Origin of the sequence: Bacteroides sp. 14(A) (assembly GCF_000526555.1) — a bacterium.
Taxonomy (GTDB): domain Bacteria; phylum Bacteroidota; class Bacteroidia; order Bacteroidales; family Bacteroidaceae; genus Bacteroides; species Bacteroides cellulosilyticus.
Genome location: NZ_JAGH01000005.1, coordinates 866,716 through 886,307, shown reverse-complemented (window position 1 = coordinate 886,307; position 19,592 = coordinate 866,716). Strand labels below are relative to the sequence as shown.

Annotated in this window: 17 protein-coding genes; 14 read left to right on the top strand and 3 right to left on the bottom strand. The window is 42.1% G+C overall.

All coding sequences use genetic code 11. From position 1 onward, the window contains the following. Positions 1 to 94 precede the first annotated feature (94 nt). Together K429_RS0126585 and K429_RS0126580 are read right to left on the bottom strand one after the other, a co-directional pair. A complete protein-coding gene (locus K429_RS0126585; protein WP_029328731.1) occupies positions 95 to 1,462 on the bottom strand; it encodes a PAS domain-containing sensor histidine kinase in 1,368 nt (455 codons plus the stop codon). Then, complete coding sequence (locus tag K429_RS0126580) at positions 1,459 to 2,811, bottom strand: sigma-54 dependent transcriptional regulator (RefSeq protein ID WP_029328730.1); 1,353 nt, start codon at positions 2,809 to 2,811, stop codon at positions 1,459 to 1,461. Before K429_RS0126580 ends, K429_RS0126585 begins: the two co-directional genes overlap by 4 nt. A gap of 130 nt (positions 2,812 to 2,941) precedes the next feature. On the opposite strand from K429_RS0126580, the gene K429_RS0126575 reads away from it, so the two are divergent. Then, on the top strand, positions 2,942 to 3,727 hold the full coding sequence (locus tag K429_RS0126575) for a UDP-2,3-diacylglucosamine diphosphatase (protein WP_029328729.1): 786 nt from the start codon (positions 2,942 to 2,944) through the stop codon (positions 3,725 to 3,727). 45 nt (positions 3,728 to 3,772) lie between these two features. Further along, positions 3,773 to 4,888 (top strand): glycosyltransferase family protein, encoded by a 1,116-nt coding sequence (locus K429_RS0126570; RefSeq protein ID WP_029328728.1) that lies wholly within the window; start codon positions 3,773 to 3,775, stop codon positions 4,886 to 4,888. A 35-nt stretch (positions 4,889 to 4,923) separates the two neighbouring features. On the opposite strand, the gene K429_RS0126565 is transcribed toward K429_RS0126570, so the two are convergent. Beyond that, complete coding sequence (locus K429_RS0126565; protein ID WP_231501917.1) at positions 4,924 to 9,591, bottom strand: translocation/assembly module TamB; 4,668 nt, start codon at positions 9,589 to 9,591, stop codon at positions 4,924 to 4,926. Between the two features lie 32 nt (positions 9,592 to 9,623). Between K429_RS0126565 and tsaD the strand changes: the two genes are divergently transcribed. From tsaD to K429_RS0126505, 12 genes are all read left to right on the top strand, one after another. Then, a complete protein-coding gene (tsaD, locus tag K429_RS0126560; RefSeq protein ID WP_022210454.1) occupies positions 9,624 to 10,646 on the top strand; it encodes a tRNA (adenosine(37)-N6)-threonylcarbamoyltransferase complex transferase subunit TsaD in 1,023 nt (340 codons plus the stop codon). A gap of 173 nt (positions 10,647 to 10,819) precedes the next feature. Further along, the gene (locus tag K429_RS0126555; protein ID WP_022210453.1) at positions 10,820 to 11,287 is read left to right on the top strand and encodes a CinA family protein; all 468 of its coding nucleotides are present in this window, start codon (positions 10,820 to 10,822) and stop codon (positions 11,285 to 11,287) included. A gap of 120 nt (positions 11,288 to 11,407) precedes the next feature. Continuing rightward, positions 11,408 to 11,668 carry a 50S ribosomal protein L28 gene (gene rpmB, locus K429_RS0126550; protein WP_007214256.1) on the top strand — a complete coding sequence of 87 codons (261 nt, stop codon included), beginning with the start codon at positions 11,408 to 11,410 and terminating at the stop codon, positions 11,666 to 11,668. A gap of 21 nt (positions 11,669 to 11,689) precedes the next feature. Next, entirely contained in the window at positions 11,690 to 11,878 is a 189-nt protein-coding gene (gene rpmG, locus K429_RS0126545) for a 50S ribosomal protein L33 (protein WP_002560155.1), read from the top strand. Positions 11,879 to 11,891: 13 nt separating this feature from the next. Next, the gene (locus K429_RS30110) at positions 11,892 to 12,050 is read left to right on the top strand and encodes a DUF4295 domain-containing protein (RefSeq protein WP_007214255.1); all 159 of its coding nucleotides are present in this window, start codon (positions 11,892 to 11,894) and stop codon (positions 12,048 to 12,050) included. Between the two features lie 139 nt (positions 12,051 to 12,189). Continuing rightward, the gene (gene ftsY, locus K429_RS0126535) at positions 12,190 to 13,149 is read left to right on the top strand and encodes a signal recognition particle-docking protein FtsY (protein ID WP_007214254.1); all 960 of its coding nucleotides are present in this window, start codon (positions 12,190 to 12,192) and stop codon (positions 13,147 to 13,149) included. Beyond that, positions 13,146 to 14,444 carry a 30S ribosomal protein S12 methylthiotransferase RimO gene (gene rimO, locus K429_RS0126530; RefSeq protein ID WP_029328726.1) on the top strand — a complete coding sequence of 433 codons (1,299 nt, stop codon included), beginning with the start codon at positions 13,146 to 13,148 and terminating at the stop codon, positions 14,442 to 14,444. Before ftsY ends, rimO begins: the two co-directional genes overlap by 4 nt. 77 nt (positions 14,445 to 14,521) lie before the next feature. Next, entirely contained in the window at positions 14,522 to 14,794 is a 273-nt protein-coding gene (locus tag K429_RS0126525; protein WP_007218570.1) for an HU family DNA-binding protein, read from the top strand. 31 nt (positions 14,795 to 14,825) lie between these two features. After that, complete coding sequence (locus tag K429_RS0126520) at positions 14,826 to 16,241, top strand: HU family DNA-binding protein (RefSeq protein WP_029328725.1); 1,416 nt, start codon at positions 14,826 to 14,828, stop codon at positions 16,239 to 16,241. A 264-nt stretch (positions 16,242 to 16,505) separates the two neighbouring features. Then, a complete protein-coding gene (locus K429_RS0126515; RefSeq protein ID WP_007218568.1) occupies positions 16,506 to 17,501 on the top strand; it encodes a MoxR family ATPase in 996 nt (331 codons plus the stop codon). 129 nt (positions 17,502 to 17,630) lie between these two features. After that, positions 17,631 to 18,500 (top strand): DUF58 domain-containing protein, encoded by an 870-nt coding sequence (locus K429_RS0126510; protein ID WP_029328724.1) that lies wholly within the window; start codon positions 17,631 to 17,633, stop codon positions 18,498 to 18,500. Positions 18,501 to 18,508: 8 nt separating this feature from the next. Next, positions 18,509 to 19,588, top strand: coding sequence for a membrane exported protein (locus tag K429_RS0126505; RefSeq protein ID WP_029328723.1), 1,080 nt, complete (start codon positions 18,509 to 18,511; stop codon positions 19,586 to 19,588). The last annotated feature ends 4 nt before the right edge of the window (positions 19,589 to 19,592 follow it).

Genomic DNA, 19,592 nt, shown 5'->3' with positions numbered 1-19,592 from the left:
GCGAAGTTACGTCTATTTTTAAACAATTGCAAGGTGTAAAATGTTCAGATTGAATTTTACTTTCTTTTCATATAATCCTTCATTACAAATTTTCTTAATTGAATTTTAGCACAAACATAGTTTCCTTTCCGGGATGCAGGGAAAGGCTGCCACCTGACAGGCGCATTATTTGACGGGAAATGCTCAATCCGATGCCGCTGCCACCTTCTTTTGTGGTGAAGAAAGGTATGAAAATGTGTTCTGCTACTTCAGGAGGAATGGCAGGACCGTTATTGGATACTTCGATGAGTACGGCTTCATTTTCATTGCAATAAGCGTGTAAGGTGATGATGCCTTCCGGAATTTCTGCTGCTTCGATGGCCTGAATGGCATTTTTCAATAAGTTGATGAGTACCTGTGAGATAAGGTTCTCATCTGCATAAAGAATAAGGTCATCCGGAGTGATGTGGGAGTGGAAAGTGATATGGGAATCAGGATATTGATGCCGTGCCAGTTCCACCATGCGGTTGATAAAACCTTTGACGTAGAACAAGGAAGGTTCCGGTTTGGGGATACGGGTGAAACGGCGGTAATTTTCTACAAAAGAGAGAAGTCCTTTGCCCGTGGTGCTGATGGTGTGCAGGCCATTGCGGATTTCGTCAGCAGTTTCTTTGTAGGAAGAAATGGATTCACTTTTCGCTTTTAATTCTTCGCTTCCTTGTATCAGCGTCAGCAATGTATCGCTCAGTGAAGTGATAGGAGTGACGGAATTCATAATTTCATGTGTCAGTACACGGGTCAGGCGTATCCAAGAGTCAATTTCCTTTTCATCCAGTTCGTTATTGATATCATTCAGGGCAAGGATACGGAAATGCTCCTGACGGATGGTTATGTCGGAGACGCGGATGGAGAGATTGACTGTGCCGCGTTCGTTGGACAGGCGGGTTTGCAACTTATCTCCGGGGTGGCAATGGGCGAAAAGTCCCATAAGATTTGCATCAATACGGTTAAGTTGGCTGACATGGGTGAAGACTTCCAGGCCTAACAGGCGGAGGGCTTCGTTATTTTTCTGGTAAACAGCACCTGCATCGTTCAGTACCAGGATACCGGTATTGATGCAGTCGAGAATGAGTTCGTAATACTTTTCCTGTTGTGCCGTTTCGCTCTTTACATTATATAATATAGAAGCAACACGGTTCAGGGCTTGGTTTACAATATGGTTGTCCGGAATATCTTCGTGTTCGGAGAAATGGATGGATGCATCGTTGTTTTCAATGGCATCGAGCAGAAACAGAACCTTCTGTGTATGCCGGCGATACAGTTTCCATTGCCAGCGCAGACTCGTTAACAGCAGCAAGGAAGAGATGACGATCCATAGAAGGTCTTTATAAATAATGGATACCGTGACAGCTCCCGCCAACAGGAGAGAGATGACGATACGGAAAAGGTAGCGGTCGGTGATGTATCGGTAGTAATGTTTCATAATCCGAACTTTTTCATTTTGTTATAGAGAGTCTGCCGGGTGATGCCGAGTTGTGCGGCAACAGCGGATAGATTGCCGTTATAGGTATCCAGAGCTTTCTGTATCATTTTCCGTTCCATTTCTTCAAGGGTGGCCGCTTCTGTACCGGCATCGCTTCCGGTGCGTGAGGTTTCGGGACGCTTAGGTAGCTGGAACAGTTCTGCCGGCAGTTCGTTGCCGTCGCAGATAATGACTGCTTTCTCTATGGCATGCTCCAGTTCGCGGATATTTCCGTACCAGGGGTGTGTTTTCAATTTGGTACAGGCAGCATCGGAAAGCCGTAATAATGCTTTGTCATATTGCTTGCAGAAGCGTGTTATAAAGCGTTCGGCAAGAGGAAGAATGTCTTCTGGTCGTTCGCGCAAAGGCGGTATTTCAAGATGGATAGTATTGATGCGGTAAAGCAAATCTTCACGGAATTCATTGCGTTGTACCATCTCGTTCAGGTTGCGGTTGGTGGCACAAATCAGACGGATGTCAACAGCGATAGGCAGGTTGCTACCTACACGGACAATACTGCGGCGTTGCAATACGGTCAGTAGTTTGGCTTGCAGGTGATAGGGTAAATTGCCGATTTCATCGAGAAACAATGTGCTATGGTCTGCTGTTTCGAACTTACCGGGACGGTCTGCGTATGCATCTGTAAAAGAGCCTTTTGTATGTCCGAAAAGCTCGCTTTCAAAGAGGCTTTCGGTGATGGCTCCCATGTCTACAGCAATCATTTCTTTCGTACGGCGGGAAGAAAGTACATGAATTTCACGTGCCAGCATCTCTTTTCCCGTACCGTTTTCTCCGGTGATAAGGATATTTGCATCGGTTATGGCGACTTTCTCCACCAGCGAGCGCAGTTGCTGCATGATGGGACTTTCTCCCCAATACATGGCAGGGGCTACAGGAGAGGCATTTTTTCCATTATTCTTATTCTGAATGGCTTGGGCTGCATTCAGTAAGGTTTCCACCAACTTTTGATTATCCCATGGCTTGACAATAAAGTCTGTAGCGCCCTCTTTAATGCCACGCACGGCAAGATCAATATCTCCATAAGCAGTGAAAAGAACCACAGGTAAGGAGGGATGAAGGCGTTTGATCTCCTGCAACCAGAATAATCCTTCGTTTCCGGTATTGATGCCTGATGTAAAGTTCATGTCAAGTAACACCACCGATGGAGTTTCTTCACGTAACACAGAGGTAAGTGTGACAGGTGAAGTGAGCGTGATGATCTTTTCGAAATGGGGTTTCAACAGCAGTTGCACAGCGGTGAGCACACCGCGGTTATCATCGACAATGAGGATATTTCCGGGCTTTTTCATACGAGAGTTTCTTTTGAGGGGTAAAGATAAGGAAGTTCAGCGAAAAAAATGAAAGATACTTGTCATATTTTCTACATATCGGCGTAATACGAATAACTGACCTTTGCCTGCAACTAAGAATACAGACACTATGAGATTACGTACTTTTTATTCTACCATTGTGTTGTCTGATATCCATTTGGGTACCTCTCACTCAAAAACTGTTGAAGTAAGCAACTTCCTGAAATCCGTCAACTGCCGGCGATTGATACTGAATGGTGACATTATCGACGGCTGGGCCTTGAGCAAAGGCGGCACCCGGAAGTGGCAGGCAAAGCATACGGATTTCTTCAAAGTTATCATGAAGATGATGGAAAAGCAGGGAACAGAAGTGATCTATGTTCGTGGCAACCACGATGATTTCCTGGATGGGTTGGCACCGATGACATTCTATAATATAAAGATTGTAAGAGATTTCATTCACGAGAGTCACGGCCGGCGTTATTTTGTGACGCACGGAGATATTTTTGATACTGTCACTACACGGATGAAGTGGCTGGCACAGTTGGGAGATGTGGGATATACATTTCTATTATGGCTGAACCGTATTTATAATGTGTATCGTGCCCGGCATGGACAACCTTATTATTCTTTGTCACAAGCGATTAAACAAAAAGTAAAATCCGCTGTTTCTTATATTTCCGATTTTGAGGAGGAACTGGTGAAGTTTGCCCGTACACGTAAATGCGACGGTATCATTTGTGGGCACATTCATCATCCAGCAAATACTTATTATGATGATATACATTATCTTAACTCCGGTGACTGGGTGGAAACTCTTTCGGCACTCGTAGAGGATGAAGACGGGAATTGGGAAGTGTTACGGTATGAGGATATGCTGATGAATGAAAAGTCTGAAGAGCGCCTCTGTAGTTAAAATCGTGAATTATAAATCGTAAATTACTAAATTATAAATATAAAGATGAAAGTTCTTTTTATTGTTCAAGGAGAAGGCCGCGGTCATCTGACGCAAGCCATCACGCTGGAAGAAATTCTACGGCGCAACGGGCACGAGGTAGTAGAAGTACTGGTGGGAAAGAGCAATACCCGTCGCCTGCCGGGTTTCTTCAACCGCAGCATACAGGCACCTGTGAAACGCTTTCTCAGTCCGAACTTTCTGCCTACACCTGCCAATAAGCGGGTCAGCATGTCTCGCAGTATCGCATATAATCTGATGCAAGTTCCTGCTTATCTGCGTAGCATCTGTTATATTCACCGGCGTATCCATGAAACTGATGCGGATCTCGTAATCAACTTTTATGAGTTGTTGACGGGCTTGACTTATCTTTTTTTCCGCCCTTCTGTACCGCAGATCAGTGTCGGCCATCAATATCTTTTTCTGCATCATGACTTTGAGTTTCCCCAAAAGAATCCCGTGAGCCTGCTGATGCTCCGTTTTTTTACGCGACTCACGTGTATCGGAGCCAAAGAGAAGCTGGCTCTCTCATTCCGTCCGATGGAAACGGACGAAGAAGCGCATATACGCGTGGTACCGCCTTTACTGCGGCGCGAAGTGCTTTGTTGTGAAGCTGCTTCTGGAGAGTATGTGCACGGTTATATGGTTAATGCCGGATTTGGAGAAAGTATCTCCCAGTGGCATGAGCAGCATCCTGAAGTGCCTTTGCACTTCTTCTGGGACAAACCGGATGAGCCGGAAGTGTGCCGGATGGATGAAACATTGTCATTTCATCAGTTGGATGACGAAAAATTCCTTCGCTATATGTCGGGTTGCCGGGCGTATGCCACTACGGCAGGTTTTGAATCCGTTTGCGAGGCTATGTATCTGGGTAAGCCTTTACTGATGGTACCGGCGCACATTGAACAGGATTGTAACGCTTATGATGCGGCACGCGGCGGAGCAGGTATTATTTCCGATAATTTTGAGGTAGACCGTTTGTTGGAGTTCGCCCGGAGTGAGTATCAACCCGAAGAGAACTTCCGTAGCTGGGTGCGCAGTTGTGAGTGGCGGTTGCTGAACTGTATAGAAACAGCGGAAGGAATAGGCTTTATAAATGATTATAAATTGATCTATGAATAAGAAAATAGCCTGTATTAAAATAAAGAAGGGGAAAATTAACTTCCCCCTCTCTTTTCTTTTGCTTTTGCTGCTGCTTGGGTAGCGGTGGTTTCTGTTTCTTCTGTTTGCTCTTCGGTGTTCTTTTCCGCTTCTTTTTGTTCCATTTCCCGTTTCAGTCTTTTCAACCTCCACTTATTCCAGAACATAAGCTCTTTCCATCGGTTGAAGTCCTTCTTGAAAATGATACCGATGCCTTGCGTTGTCAGATTGGTTCTTGTATAATAGCGGTCGTTCGTCTCATTATACGCTTTCAGGCGAATATCTCCGCTACGGTTCACAAGCCATTCTGCTTCAAAGTCACCTACAAAGTTCGTATTTGCCATCGGATTGTCTCGGTATCCGAAGTTACCATTGATAAGCAGACGATTGTTCAGTAATTGCCCCGATAGCATTCCTTCGAATTCCATATCCGTCCAGCCTTTTTCTCCGGTGCTGAGGTTGGTACCTATATTCCAGTTGTTACTATTAATAATGTTGGAAAGTGCATTGTTTAGTTGTCCCGAAAGGGTGGATGAAAGCACAGAAGTCATCATATTCGAATTTTGTGTGGCATCTACATTCTCGGGTGTATAGAATTTGCCGATACCTAACAGATAGAGGATCTGCATATTCATTTGTTCGTCCGTTGAAATGTAGTTACGGATAAGGGCTTGCACTTCATCCCGTTCATTAGGCACTTCCAGACTTAATTTGATGTCCGGAGAAGTTAGTTGCCCCGTCAGGTTCATGATACAGTTTACACGGATACTCGTTGGAATTCCGTAGTTGCTTACATTCGGCACCAAGTCATTCAAGGATGCGGAATTCACCATATAACTTGCTTGGATATCCATGGTGGCATCCAACGGAGGACCGTTGAAACTGATAGTGCTTCCATCTTTGATGGTAAAGTCCTTGCGTATTACCTCTTGCAGGCTGAATTTATAAACTCCCTGGCTGATACGATAATTACCGAACATCTTCACATCGTCAGCCTTGTTATAAAATTCCGTACGGATATTTCCGGATCCTCGTCCACTGATGTAATCACCGGCGATGGGGTCCATCACTATCTTCATGCTTGCATCCGGTGTAGCTTCTACGAGCAGGTTCAGGCGGATATCCGTGTCACTTTCTTCCTCCTGCTGTATCTCTTGTTGCGCCAGTTCATAGTCGGAAATCAGATTGATAGAATCCAGCACAGCCCGGCGCGGTGTCTTATCCACGAATTTGATGAATTGGTTGCTGGCGGCTGAAGATACATTATCCTTTATATATACGAAGTTGGTATTCCGGTTGGTCGTCATGGCTACATCGATATTGACTCCATCCCTTGCGTTACCTGCTATCAGGGCATTCCCCGTTCCGTATACCGTTCCATAAAAAGGAAAATCCAGTGACTCCTTCGTATTCATTACCAGCATGTTGTTCACTCCAAACTGGAAACGGTATTCCAGGTTCTTGAAATGCTCATAATGCAGATAACCGTCTACATGCCCTTGATTGCCTTGTGTATCGAATATCCGGTTATCTTGGAAAGTCAGTCCATTCGGTTCTATGCGAATACTGTCTTTTATAAAGAAAGTGGTATTCAGTACGTCTACCTTCATGGAGGCATTGCCAAGTACGCGCCCTTCCATGGTGAGCCCTTTGAATTTGCCATAGAAATGTACGTGACCGCTGGCACGTCCGTTAAATTCAGGTGTGATACTACTCATGTAGTGTTCTATGAATTTCAGATTGGTGTTGTCAGCTTCAATCTGTAAGTCAAGCGCACTTTTAGGTTTTATGGGATATATGTAGCCATATACATGACTTTTAGCTGTATCTTTTTCATGGATATGGGCATCGAGATAGATACCTTCTACTTCCTGATGCCATTCTCCGTGAATGTTGGCATCGCCCAATAAACCGTCATTTAGTCCAAGGTCCCGGATGAAAAGGTCAGTATACATAACAGGCTTCTCCAATACTCCGCTGGCATAGGCAGGACCAGTAGCTTCTCCTTTAAAATTAACTCCAAGGTCGGCAATATCAAATACGTAGCCTATATTGATATCTTTTAAATCCAGGCGTACCGTATCCTGAGGTTGTTTTGAGATAGTTCCGTTGATGCGCAGGTATCGGTCTTTATGGCTGAAATAAAAGTCGTCTATATATATCTTTCCGGAGTCGATTACCACTTTTGACGGATGTATTTCCCATAAAGTGTCATTCAGGATAATATCCGTTTTTTGAACATCGACGACGGTTTTCAAAGCCGGAATACTCTTGTTTGAGCGGGAACGCTTTTTGTTCTGATCCTCAGCTTGTGTGCGGATGAAATGTGTAGCAGCAGCTAATTTGCCACTATATGTGACAGCGCTACTGTTTCCCCAATTCAGAGAGGTCTGAATAAGGTCATCTTTGGCTTGTGCGTCTAACGATACGTTGATGGAACCTTCCGGTTTGCGATTACTGAATCGTACACGTGCATGAAATTTATCACCGGGATTCTCACACAAGATCATACCCGATTCAAGGAACTTGTCTCCATAGCGCAGACGCGGGAAATATCCTTCTACTCGCAGGCGCTGTGCTTTGTCATTAAAGTATCCTTTTAGGGTAGAATGTGTATAGACCTTAACCGGAATATTAAAGATGGTGGAGAATAAATCCGTATTAAAGATATTTATGTCGAAATGGAAGTTATTCTCACTTTCTATGTTTTTTTTGTCCGGCAATATTAGAGCAGGAATATATCTTCGCATGATGTTCAGTACACTGGCGGGTAGTGTGCGATAGGAATAATCTCCTTCAATACTTGCATTCAGGAAATTAGAGGTTATTTTTAATTGTTTATGCGATTCGTCTTCCTGAGTGGCGGTTATTTTTAAGTTGTCCAGAAAATAGTTTCTATCGGGTGCTGTGAATTGCAGGCTGTCAATATTGATCTCTCCATTCATTTCATCGATGGAACCACCGGTGAAATCAGCCGTTAACTGAACAGAGACTGCCGTATCTTCATATTTAGGTGTCAGGTGAAGCTCGTGGGGGCGTACATTACGGATATTGGCATGGAAATTAAAAGTCGGTACACGACTGGCTGTATTAATGCTACCATTTAGCAGAACAGAACCGTTTTCGTCATCCAATGCTATCTCTCCGTTGAAACCGCCTTGTTTATATTCTCCGTCGAGTGTGATGTTCTCATAGTTATAATCACTATAGTCGATGGAAGCGATTAATCCCTTCATTACTATGGAAGGATATTGCTTTTCGTAGTGGTTGCCTTCGACTTTGAGATTGAATGTGACCTTTCCTAACTGGTCGTTTGCCAGCATATTGCCTAGCTCAAACTCTTCAGTCTTTACTGCACCCGAATAAGAAAAATAACCTTTTTCTTTATTTGAACTTAATTTTAAGTCGGTCTTGATAGAACCTATATCGGTACGCACTAGGCCATAAGTTACAATATCTGTGAAATATCCCGAGACTTCCCCATTAAACGAGATGGTGCCTAAGCGTTGCAGTACCGGAGGAACACCTTCGTAGTTTTTACTTAAATTGCGAACGAAAAATGCAATGCCTTCCGGATCAGCATATAAACTGGAAAGGTTGCCGAATACGAATGCATCCTGAGGATGCGACAGGTCTTGCAAGGAAACATCTCCCCTTAAATGAAAATGCTGGTTTCCTGTAATTGACAGATGAGGACAATTCAACTGATTGATAGTACCGTTAGCTTCCAAAGCCACTTGCAAATTTTCCTTGAAAGGGGAAAAGGCCGGAACAAAGGGGGCGAGGTCACAAAGAGTAATGTCCGAAGGAAATATCCGCAAGGAAAAGCGTACATCATTGGTAAAGTTTCTAAAAGCTCCCAAGCTGTCATATTCCATATGGATGGTATCCATTGCAAGCGAAGTATTCGGCAAATCAATCGCGAAGTTCTCAATGCTCATCTTCTGATTGTTTGCTACAATCTTGAAACTTAGTTTTTTTAACTCAAAACCGGAATTTTCTTCTTCAATGCTTAGGCGCTTCACAGCTGCATTGACAGAGTCATTTTGGAGCGCTTTCAACGAGATATTGGCGATGATGTTTCGTAGCTGTATATGTTGTGCATTGAATTTTCCGGGTGTCTCTTCTGCCGACAATACGTTATAAGACATCTTACCGCGTCGTATCAGCAACGAGTTGATACGTATGTCCAGATTACTTTCCTTTTTGATGGTATCTTTAGAGGCAAATGCATTGAGTACGAACTGGAAGTTAGGAATGTCTTCTGGTGTCTTTTTTTCCAGGTTGATGTTGAAGCCGAATAACTGTACGTTACTGATCGATACTTTGCCCTTGAACAAGGGAAGTATATCGAATTTTGCAGAAAGGCGGGATACTTTTAGCATTTCCTTGCCTGACTGGTCGTTTAACAATAAGTCGTCAATAATAATGCGGTTCAGTAGTCCCATATTGATCCGCCCAATGGTTAGTTGTGTACCCAGTACATTAGCCAGTTCGTTCGCAACGAGCACAGATATTTGTCGCTGAACGTAAGGAATGTTCAACAATAATATAGTCCCGATATACAAACTAAGTATAATACCGAGCACCCAGCGAACTGTCTTCTTTAACTTTCTGATAGGCGGTTTGTTTGAATTAGCCAACAAAAATATGAAATAATACGTTATCAATCCTACTTTTATCACTACTTTTGCAGCGTTTAAACGTAAATAACGATATGAGTACAATAATTTTAGGAATAGAAAGCTCTTGTGACGACACCTCTGCTGCCGTCATCAAAGATGGGTATCTGTTATCGAATGTCGTTTCCAGTCAGGCGGTGCATGAGGCCTATGGCGGTGTGGTTCCCGAATTAGCTTCACGTGCACATCAGCAAAACATCGTTCCAGTGGTTCATGAAGCATTAAAACGTGCCGGAGTAACTAAAGAAGAATTGAGTGCGGTGGCGTTTACAAGAGGACCGGGGTTGATGGGTTCTTTGTTGGTGGGTGTGTCGTTTGCCAAAGGTTTTGCCCGTTCCTTAGGTGTTCCAATGATTGATGTTAATCACTTGACTGGACATGTGTTAGCTCATTTTATTAAAGCAGAAGGTGAGGATACTATTCAACCTGAATTTCCTTTCCTTTGCTTGCTTGTATCAGGGGGAAATTCACAGATTATCCTGGTAAAGGCATACAATGACATGGAGATTTTGGGCCAGACAATTGATGATGCTGCAGGGGAAGCTATTGATAAATGTTCGAAAGTGATGGGGCTGGGATATCCCGGTGGTCCGATTATTGATAAACTGGCTCGCCAGGGCAATCCGAAGGCTTTTACTTTCAGTAAACCTCATATTCCCGGATTAGATTATAGTTTCAGTGGTTTGAAAACCTCATTTTTGTATTCTTTGCGTGATTGGATGAAGGAAGATCCTGATTTCATCGAACATCATAAGGTTGATCTGGCTGCTTCACTTGAAGCTACTGTTGTAGATATTCTGATGGACAAACTTCGTAAGGCTGCAAAGGAATATAAGATTAAGCAAGTAGCCGTGGCTGGTGGGGTTTCTGCTAATAACGGCCTGCGTAATGCTTTCCGTGAACATGCTGAAAAGTATGGATGGAGGATATTTATCCCTAAATTCAGCTATACAACGGATAATGCTGCCATGATTGCCATTACTGGTTATTTTAAATATCAGGATAAGGATTTCTGTTCGATAGATGCGCCGGCTTATTCGCGTGTCACATTGAAGTGAAAGGAGTTTTAGAACATTTCTTTGTCCGCACCGCACCCGGTCCGTGTCTGGGCCGTACCTGCTCCGTATCTGCTCCAAAGCTATAGATACGGAGCAAATACGGTCCGGACACGGTTCGGGTAATATCAGTAGGAAAAATAGAACAAAAATATAAATTATATATAATAAGGTATATGAAACTGGAAGAAGAAGTCGGTGAATTACTAAAATCGAAGAATTTATCCCTTTCCACCGCAGAAAGTTGTACAGGAGGAGGTGTTGCTGCTTTAGTGACTTCTGTTCCGGGAAGTTCGGAATACTTCAATGGGGGAATTGTGGCTTATTCCAATGAGGTAAAGATATCTCTGCTTCATGTTTCTGCTGAAACATTGGAAAGGTATGGAGCCGTCAGTCAGGAAACAGTGATTGAAATGGTGAAAGGTGCGATGAAAGCATTGAAAACGGATTGTGCTGTTGCCACATCCGGGATTGCCGGTCCGGGAGGAGGTACATCCGAAAAACCTGTCGGAACAGTGTGGATTGCGGCTGCCTATAAAAATGAAATTGTAACTTTCAAACAAGAGGGGGATGACGGAAGAACCAGGAATGTGCAAAATGCTATTCAGAATGCTTTAAAGATGCTCCGTACATGCTTAAAATGAAGAAAAATGCTATCAGACGGTGAATTATTTTATGAAAAACTTGTTTGGTATCGATAAAAGTACTTACTTTGCGCTCTGTTTGAAATAAGTATAGATAAAAACTATAAAAATAAGATAGAAATGTCGAAGATTTGTCAAATTACCGGAAAGAAAGCCATGATTGGCAACAATGTTTCACACTCAAAGAGAAGAACTAAGAGAACCTTTGATTTGAACTTGTTTAACAAAAAGTTCTACTATGTAGAGCAAGATTGCTGGATCAGCCTTAGCATTTGTGCTAACGGTCTGCGTATTATTAATAAGAAAGGACTGGACGCTGCTTTGAACGATGCAGTAGCAAAAGGTTATTGTGATTGGAAAAGCATTAAAGTAATTGGCTAAAAGTAGAGGAGAATACTGATTATGGCAAAGAAAGCAAAAGGTAACAGAGTACAGGTGATTCTGGAATGCACAGAACACAAAGATAGTGGTATGCCGGGAACTTCTCGTTATATCACTACAAAAAACAGAAAGAATACAACTGAAAGATTGGAATTGAAGAAATACAACCCGATCCTGAAGAGAGTAACAGTACATAAAGAAATTAAATAATAAGGTATAACCCATGGCAAAGAAAACTGTAGCAAGTTTGCACGAAGGTTCTAAAGAAGGTCGTGCTTATACAAAGGTTATCAAGATGGTTAAGTCACCCAAAACTGGTGCTTACACTTTTGATGAACAGATGGTATTGAACGAAAAAGTGCAAGACTTTTTCAAGAAATAAGATAGTCTGTCGAAAGACGTTTGAATATAGAATCCTCTTATCGTATTCCGATAAGGGGATTTTTTTTGTACTTTATCCCTGTACTTTCATTACTTTGTTATATCTTTGTGGCATAATGTATTGTATTAATAGATAGAGTATGGGATTTTTTAGTTTTTTCTCAAAAGATAAAAAGGAAACATTAGATAAAGGATTATCTAAGACAAAGGAAAGTGTGTTCGGAAAAATTGCCCGTGTTGTGGCAGGAAAGTCGAAAGTGGATGATGAAGTGCTTGATAATCTGGAAGAGGTGTTGATAACATCGGATGTAGGTGTGGAAACGACATTGAATATTATTCAACGTATAGAGAAACGCGCTGCGTCAGAGAAATATATGAATGCGCAAGAATTGAACACCATTTTGCGCGATGAAATCGCTGCCTTATTGACGGAAAATAATTCAGATGATGTGGATGACTTTGAAGCTCCGATTGAGAAGAAACCTTACGTTATTATGGTAGTGGGAGTGAATGGAGTCGGTAAAACGACTACTATTGGTAAATTGGCTTATCAATTTAAAAAAGCTGGTAAAAGTGTTTATCTGGGTGCTGCGGATACTTTCCGTGCGGCAGCTGTCGAACAATTGGATATTTGGGGGAGTCGGGTAGGAGTACCTGTAATCAAACAGAAAATGGGCGCTGATCCAGCTTCTGTGGCTTATGATACTTTGAATTCTGCTGTTGCTAATAATGCCGATGTGGTAATCATTGATACTGCCGGACGTCTTCATAATAAAGTAGGCTTGATGAACGAGTTGACTAAGATTAAGAATGTAATGAAGAAAGTGGTTCCTGATGCTCCTAATGAGGTTTTGCTGGTTTTGGACGGTTCCACCGGGCAAAATGCATTTGAGCAGGCTAAACAGTTCACATTGGCTACGGAAGTGACTGCGATGGCTATTACTAAATTAGATGGCACTGCGAAAGGGGGAGTTGTTATTGGCATTTCCGATCAGTTCAAAATACCGGTAAAATACATTGGTCTGGGTGAAGGTATGGAAGATCTGCAGGTGTTCCGTAAGAAAGAATTTGTTGATTCGTTGTTTGGAGAGAATGCATGAAGCGGAAAACCATTGATATTATAACGTTAGGATGTTCTAAAAACCTAGTGGACTCGGAGCATTTGATGCGGCAATTAGAAGAAGCTGGATATCATGTGACTCATGATACGGAAAAGCCTGAGGGAGAAATTGCAGTGATCAATACTTGTGGTTTCATCGGTGATGCAAAGGAAGAGTCCATCAATATGATTTTGGAATTTGCACAGGCAAAGGAAGAAGGGGATTTAGAAAAATTATATGTAATGGGATGTCTTTCGGAGCGTTATCTGAAAGAATTAGCTATCGAAATTCCACAAGTAGATAAATTTTATGGTAAATTTAACTGGGTGGAGTTGTTGCAGGATCTTGGTAAGGCATATCACGAAGAGCTTCATATAGAACGTACACTTACCACTCCTAGGCACTACGCATATCTGAAAATATCAGAAGGTTGTGATCGGAAGTGTTCGTATTGTGCTATTCCTATTATTACAGGAAAACATGTCTCACGTCCGATGGAAGAGATCTTGGATGAAGTTCGTTATTTGGTAAGTAAGGGAGTGAAAGAGTTTCAGGTTATTGCTCAGGAATTGACATATTATGGAGTGGATTTATATAAGAAGCAAATGCTCCCCGAATTAATAGAACGTATTTCTGAAGTCCCTGGTGTGGAGTGGATTCGGCTGCATTATGCTTATCCGGCACATTTTCCTATGGATTTATTCCGAGTCATGCGTGAGCGTCCTAATGTGTGCAGGTATATGGATATCGCCCTTCAGCATATCAGTAATCCGATGCTGGAGAAGATGCGGCGACATGTGACTCAGGAAGAAACCTATCATCTGATAGAGCAATTCCGCAAAGAAGTACCGGGTATTCATCTGCGCACTACTTTGATGGTAGGACATCCGGGAGAAACGGAAGCTGATTTTGAGGAATTAAAAGAGTTTCTTCGTAAGGCTCGTTTCGATAGAATGGGGGCTTTTACTTATTCCGAAGAAGAAGGTACTTATGCTGCTGCACACTATGAGGATGAAATTCCTCAGGAAGTGAAACAAGCACGCCTGGATGAGTTGATGTCAATTCAGCAAGGGATTTCGGCAGAACAGAGTGCAGCAAAGGTCGGTCAATGCCTTAAAGTAATTATCGATCGTTTGGAAGGAGATTATTATATTGGCCGTACGGAATTTGATTCCCCAGAAGTAGATCCGGAAGTTCTGATAGAACAGGGTAAACAGAAATTGCTTATTGGTAACTTTTACCAGGTAGAGATTATAAATTCCGATGATTTCGATCTTTTTGGACGAGTTATTTAAATAATTTTCCTGAAGAATTTGTGTATGTGCGGAAGTTTTGCTAATATAGCACCGAACTTTATAAAAATAGCTGGATTTTGAATAATAAAGAATTTACTTCAGAATTGTCACGAAGATTGGGATATACCATAAAGGACACATCCGAACTGATTGCATCTTTGCTGTCGGATATGACGCAACAGTTGCAAGAAGGAAATGCTATTTCTGTACAAAGTTTCGGTACGTTCGAGGTAAAGAAGAAAGCGGAGCGTATCACTATCAATCCTACAACCAAATTACGCATGTTGGTTCCACCTAAATTAGTATTAACATACAGACCCAGCACGGCTCTGAAAGATAAGTTTAAGTAATCTTCTTTTACTCAAGTAATCTTCCATAAATATGAATGAGAAGCTGAATATACAGAATTTAATAGAATTGCTCGCAGAAAAACATGGCATGGATAAGGCGGATGCCGAGAGCTTCGTGAAAGAGTTTTTTCAGTTGATTGAAGAATCGCTGGAGAATGATAAGTATGTAAAGATTAGAGGCTTGGGCACATTTAAACTGATTGATGTAGAGAGTCGTGAGAGCGTAAATATAAATACAGGGGAACGATTTGAAATACAGGGGCATACAAAAGTTTCATTTGCTCCGGAACCTGCCTTGAAGGACTTGATAAACAAGCCTTTTTCTCACTTTGAGACTGTGGTATTGAATGATGAAACCGTGTTAGAAGATACACAGGTGGAGGATAATTCCGAAGAGGAGGAAAAAGAGGAGGTGCTTGTGGAATCAGAAAAGTCTGTCGTTAATACAGAAGTGGCAGATGTTGTTTCAGAGGAAACTATAGAGACTGTAGAAGAATCAATAGAAGTATCAGCTGAAACAGTAGAGGAGCCTGTGGAAGTAGTAGAAGTACCAACTGAGATCATTGAGGAAACTGCTGAAATTGTTAAAGAAGAATCTGTAGTAGTAGCTGAGGAACATATTCAGGTAGTTGAAGAAGTAATAGAAACTACAGAACAACTTGTTCAGGATGAAGAAATTCAGGTTGATCAGGCGGAACCCGCCATTCAGATTGAAGAGTCAGAACAGTTTGTAGAGGCACCTGTCGTTCTATCTGGAGAAGTAAAACAGTCTGTAGCAGAGGTGATTACTCCGGTGAATGAGTGCGTAGAAGAACCTCTGACAGAACAAAAGGATCAAGAAGATTTGGTGCCTACTTATGAAGTTCCTGAACCTCCATCACCTCCTGTGAATAGAGCAGATAGTTCTACGATGAAGTTTTTCATTGGAATCGTAATACTTGTTGTATTATTATGTGTAGGTGCTGTTACTTTTATGTATTATCCGGATTTATTTGACAGAATATCTCCACCGCCAACAGAGAAAGTTGCTGATGAAAAAGTAGAGAAACCAGCCGTTCCGGTCGCTCTGACGGATAGTATTGTTCGAAAAGATACCACAACTGTGGTTGCGAAGAAAGATACTGTGGCAGAAGTTGTTACTCCTAAAGTTGTTGAAGAGCCGAAGCCGGTTGCAAAACAGGAGACTCCTGCTACTGCTCCTAAAAAAGAGACAAAGAAAGCTGCTGCAACTCCTTTTGAGCCAGACTCTGTAAATTATAAGATTGTAGGTACGAAAGCTACTCATACTATCCAGGAAGGAGAAACTCTGACAAAGGTTGCACTTCGCTTTTACGGGACTAAGGCCCTGTGGCCCTATATTGTGAAGTATAATTCGGGTGTTATAAAGAATCCCGATCATGTGCCGTATGGTACTGTAATCAAGATACCGGAGCTCGAAAAGAAATAAAAGAAAATATTGCACCCCTGCAAGTTGATAATACTTCACTTGCAGGGGTGATTTGCTATTTATTCCTGTCTGCGAATTTGAAATTCTTTTCAGAAACTATTGTTAACTACTAAACTCTATGAAAGTAGTTTAATCTAATTGTTTTTTAATAAAAATTAGTTGGTATGGTTAATTTATTCCTGTACTTTTGGGAGCGAAAAAAATAATTACCAGTAGCATACTGGAGAAATCAATGGAATTTAAACAATAAAAATAATAGTATTTATGGCTGAAACAATTGATATCCGCGAACTGAACGAGCGGATTGAAAGACAAAGTTCTTTTGTTACCAACCTTACTGCTGGTATGGACCAGATCATCGTAGGACAAAAACATCTGGTAGAGTCATTGTTAATCGGTTTGCTGTCTGATGGACACGTATTATTAGAAGGTGTGCCCGGTTTGGCAAAGACATTGGCGATTAAGACGCTTGCCTCATTGATCGATGCACAATACAGTCGTGTACAGTTTACTCCCGATTTGCTGCCTGCTGACGTTATCGGTACAATGGTTTACAGTCAGAAAGACGAAACGTTCCAAGTAAAGAAAGGACCTGTTTTTGCCAACTTCGTTCTGGCAGATGAAATTAACCGTGCTCCGGCCAAGGTACAGAGTGCTTTGCTGGAAGCGATGCAGGAACGTCAGGTAACTATTGGTACGGAAACATTCCCGTTGCCCGAACCTTTCCTTGTACTTGCTACACAGAATCCTATTGAGCAGGAAGGTACTTATCCGCTGCCTGAAGCCCAGGTGGACCGTTTCATGCTGAAAGTGGTTATCGACTATCCGAAGATGGAAGAAGAAAAAATGATTATCCGCCAGAATATTAATGGCGATAAATTCAATGTGAAGCCTATTCTGAAAGCTCAGGAGATTATTGAAGCACGTAAAGTAGTTCGTCAGGTATATCTGGATGAGAAGATTGAACGCTACATTGTTGATATTGTATTTGCTACCCGTTATCCGGAGAAATATGATCTGAAGGAACTGAAAGATATGATTGGTTTCGGTGGTTCTCCCCGTGCCTCTATCAATCTGGCGTTGGCTGCCCGTACTTATGCTTTCATCAAACGTCGTGGTTATGTGATTCCTGAAGATGTTCGTGCCGTGGCTCATGACGTATTGCGTCATCGTATCGGATTGACTTATGAAGCAGAGGCCAGCAACCTGACTTCTGACGAGATCATCAGCAAAATACTGAATAAGGTTGAAGTACCTTAATTAAGTAAGCATTTTTTAAAAGGTCTTCCGAGACCTGTTAATAAATGGTGTGAACGTTTTTAAAGAATCTTGCCAACGTTTTTAAAGAACGTTGCTGGTATTTATTAACGGAATTATTTAACGATATAGATGGAAACAAGTGAACTGTTAAAAAAAGTCCGTCAGATTGAAATCAAGACGCGCGGATTATCCAACAATATCTTTGCCGGCCAGTATCATTCGGCTTTCAAGGGTAGGGGTATGGCATTTTCCGAGGTGCGCGAATATCAGTTTGGCGATGACATACGCGACATTGACTGGAACGTGACCGCTCGCTTCAATAAGCCTTATGTGAAGGTGTTCGAAGAAGAGCGCGAGCTGACCGTTATGTTGCTGGTGGATGTTTCCGGTAGTTTGGAATTCGGTACGGTGAAGCAGATGAAAAAGGATATGGTGACGGAAATAGCTGCAACGTTGGCTTTTTCGGCTATACAAAACAACGATAAAATCGGGGTTATCTTTTTCTCTGACCGGATAGAGAAATTCATTCCGCCTAAAAAAGGGCGTAAGCATATCTTATATATTATTCGCGAACTGATTGACTTTAAAGCGGAGAGTCGGAGGACTGACATCCGGCTCGGACTGGAATATCTGACAAACGTAATGAAGCGTCGTTGTACAGCGTTCCTGTTGTCCGATTTCATCGATCAGGGGAACTTTAAGAATGCAATGACTATCGCCAACCGGAAACATGATATGGTTGCTATCCAGGTGTATGACCGCAGGGTAGAGGAACTGCCGGCTATCGGTTTGATGAAGATAAAGGATGCTGAGACCGGACATGAACAGTGGATTGATACCTCTTCACGTGCTGTTCGTCGTGCGCATCACGACTGGTGGGTGAATAAACAGGTAGAACTGAATGAAGCATTCACTAAGAGCAATGTTGATAATGTGTCGGTACGCACCGATCAGGACTATGTCAAAGCATTGATGAATTTGTTTGCGAAACGAAATTAATCGGAAAAATGAAAAGATATCTATTTCTGATAACCCTATTGGGGATGTTGACTGGCAAGGCAGTGGCTCAGTCGGTAACAGTGGATGCTACCATTGACTCTCTGCAAATTTATATCGGTGACCAGGCGAAGATTAAACTTCAGGTAGCCTTGGATGCCGATAAACGGGCTATTTTCCCTGTTTATACGGATACACTGGTAAGCGGTGTGGAGATTATAGATGTTGCAAAGCCGGATACGCAGTATATAAATGATGATAAACGAATGCTGATTACGCAGGAGTATACTGTTACATCATTTGACTCGGCATTGTATTATCTGCCACCGATGGAAGTATTGGTGGATAATAAGGCATATCGTTCGAAGGCATTGGCACTGAAGGTATATTCGATGAATGTGCCATTGGATCCAGAGAATCCGGAACAGTTTTTTGGTCCGAAGACAGTAATGCAACCTCCTTTTGTGTGGGAAGATTGGTATGGGATTATCACCTGTGGCATATTGCTTATTCCGATTGCATTATTACTTATCTATCTGATCATGCGTATCTGTGACAATAAACCTATCATCCGTAAGGTAAAGGTTGAACCGAAGTTACCTCCGCATCAGATGGCGATGAAAGAAATAGAGCGTATCAAAGGGGAAAAAGTATGGCAAAAGGGACAGCCTAAGGAGTATTACACGGAATTGACAGATACTTTGCGTACGTATATTAAAGAGCGTTTTGGTTTCAATGCTTTGGAAATGACCTCTTCGGAGATTATAGAAAAGCTGCTTGAAATGCAAGATAAAGAAGCTATTGCAGATTTACGTTCTCTTTTTGAGACTGCCGATTTGGTGAAGTTCGCTAAACATAATCCGTTGATGAACGAAAATGATGCGAATCTGATCAATGCCATCGAATTTATCAATGAAACCAAAGAGAAAGAAGTGGAGAATGCAAAACCGCAACCCACTGAAATTACTATCATTGAGAAACGCTCATTGCGTACTAAAATATTGCTGGGCATAGGCATCGTAGTATTGTCGGTTGCCTTGATTGGTTCGTTCGTTTATATTGGAATGCAGTTATACAATTATTTTGCATGATAGC

What these genes read in the sequence shown, in the direction of transcription:
- K429_RS0126505 (WP_029328723.1), top strand. Translation starts at nt 18,509, where the DNA reads ATGAAAAGATATCTATTTCTGATAACCCTATTGGGGATGTTGACTGGC.
- K429_RS0126585 (WP_029328731.1), bottom strand. Translation starts at nt 1,462, where the DNA reads ATGAAACATTACTACCGATACATCACCGACCGCTACCTTTTCCGTATC.
- rpmG (WP_002560155.1), top strand. Translation starts at nt 11,690, where the DNA reads ATGGCAAAGAAAGCAAAAGGTAACAGAGTACAGGTGATTCTGGAATGC.
- K429_RS0126515 (WP_007218568.1), top strand. Translation starts at nt 16,506, where the DNA reads ATGGCTGAAACAATTGATATCCGCGAACTGAACGAGCGGATTGAAAGA.
- K429_RS0126570 (WP_029328728.1), top strand. Translation starts at nt 3,773, where the DNA reads ATGAAAGTTCTTTTTATTGTTCAAGGAGAAGGCCGCGGTCATCTGACG.
- K429_RS0126575 (WP_029328729.1), top strand. Translation starts at nt 2,942, where the DNA reads ATGAGATTACGTACTTTTTATTCTACCATTGTGTTGTCTGATATCCAT.
- rpmB (WP_007214256.1), top strand. Translation starts at nt 11,408, where the DNA reads ATGTCGAAGATTTGTCAAATTACCGGAAAGAAAGCCATGATTGGCAAC.
- K429_RS0126510 (WP_029328724.1), top strand. Translation starts at nt 17,631, where the DNA reads ATGGAAACAAGTGAACTGTTAAAAAAAGTCCGTCAGATTGAAATCAAG.
- K429_RS0126520 (WP_029328725.1), top strand. Translation starts at nt 14,826, where the DNA reads ATGAATGAGAAGCTGAATATACAGAATTTAATAGAATTGCTCGCAGAA.
- tsaD (WP_022210454.1), top strand. Translation starts at nt 9,624, where the DNA reads ATGAGTACAATAATTTTAGGAATAGAAAGCTCTTGTGACGACACCTCT.
- K429_RS0126580 (WP_029328730.1), bottom strand. Translation starts at nt 2,811, where the DNA reads ATGAAAAAGCCCGGAAATATCCTCATTGTCGATGATAACCGCGGTGTG.
- K429_RS0126555 (WP_022210453.1), top strand. Translation starts at nt 10,820, where the DNA reads ATGAAACTGGAAGAAGAAGTCGGTGAATTACTAAAATCGAAGAATTTA.
- rimO (WP_029328726.1), top strand. Translation starts at nt 13,146, where the DNA reads ATGAAGCGGAAAACCATTGATATTATAACGTTAGGATGTTCTAAAAAC.
- K429_RS30110 (WP_007214255.1), top strand. Translation starts at nt 11,892, where the DNA reads ATGGCAAAGAAAACTGTAGCAAGTTTGCACGAAGGTTCTAAAGAAGGT.
- ftsY (WP_007214254.1), top strand. Translation starts at nt 12,190, where the DNA reads ATGGGATTTTTTAGTTTTTTCTCAAAAGATAAAAAGGAAACATTAGAT.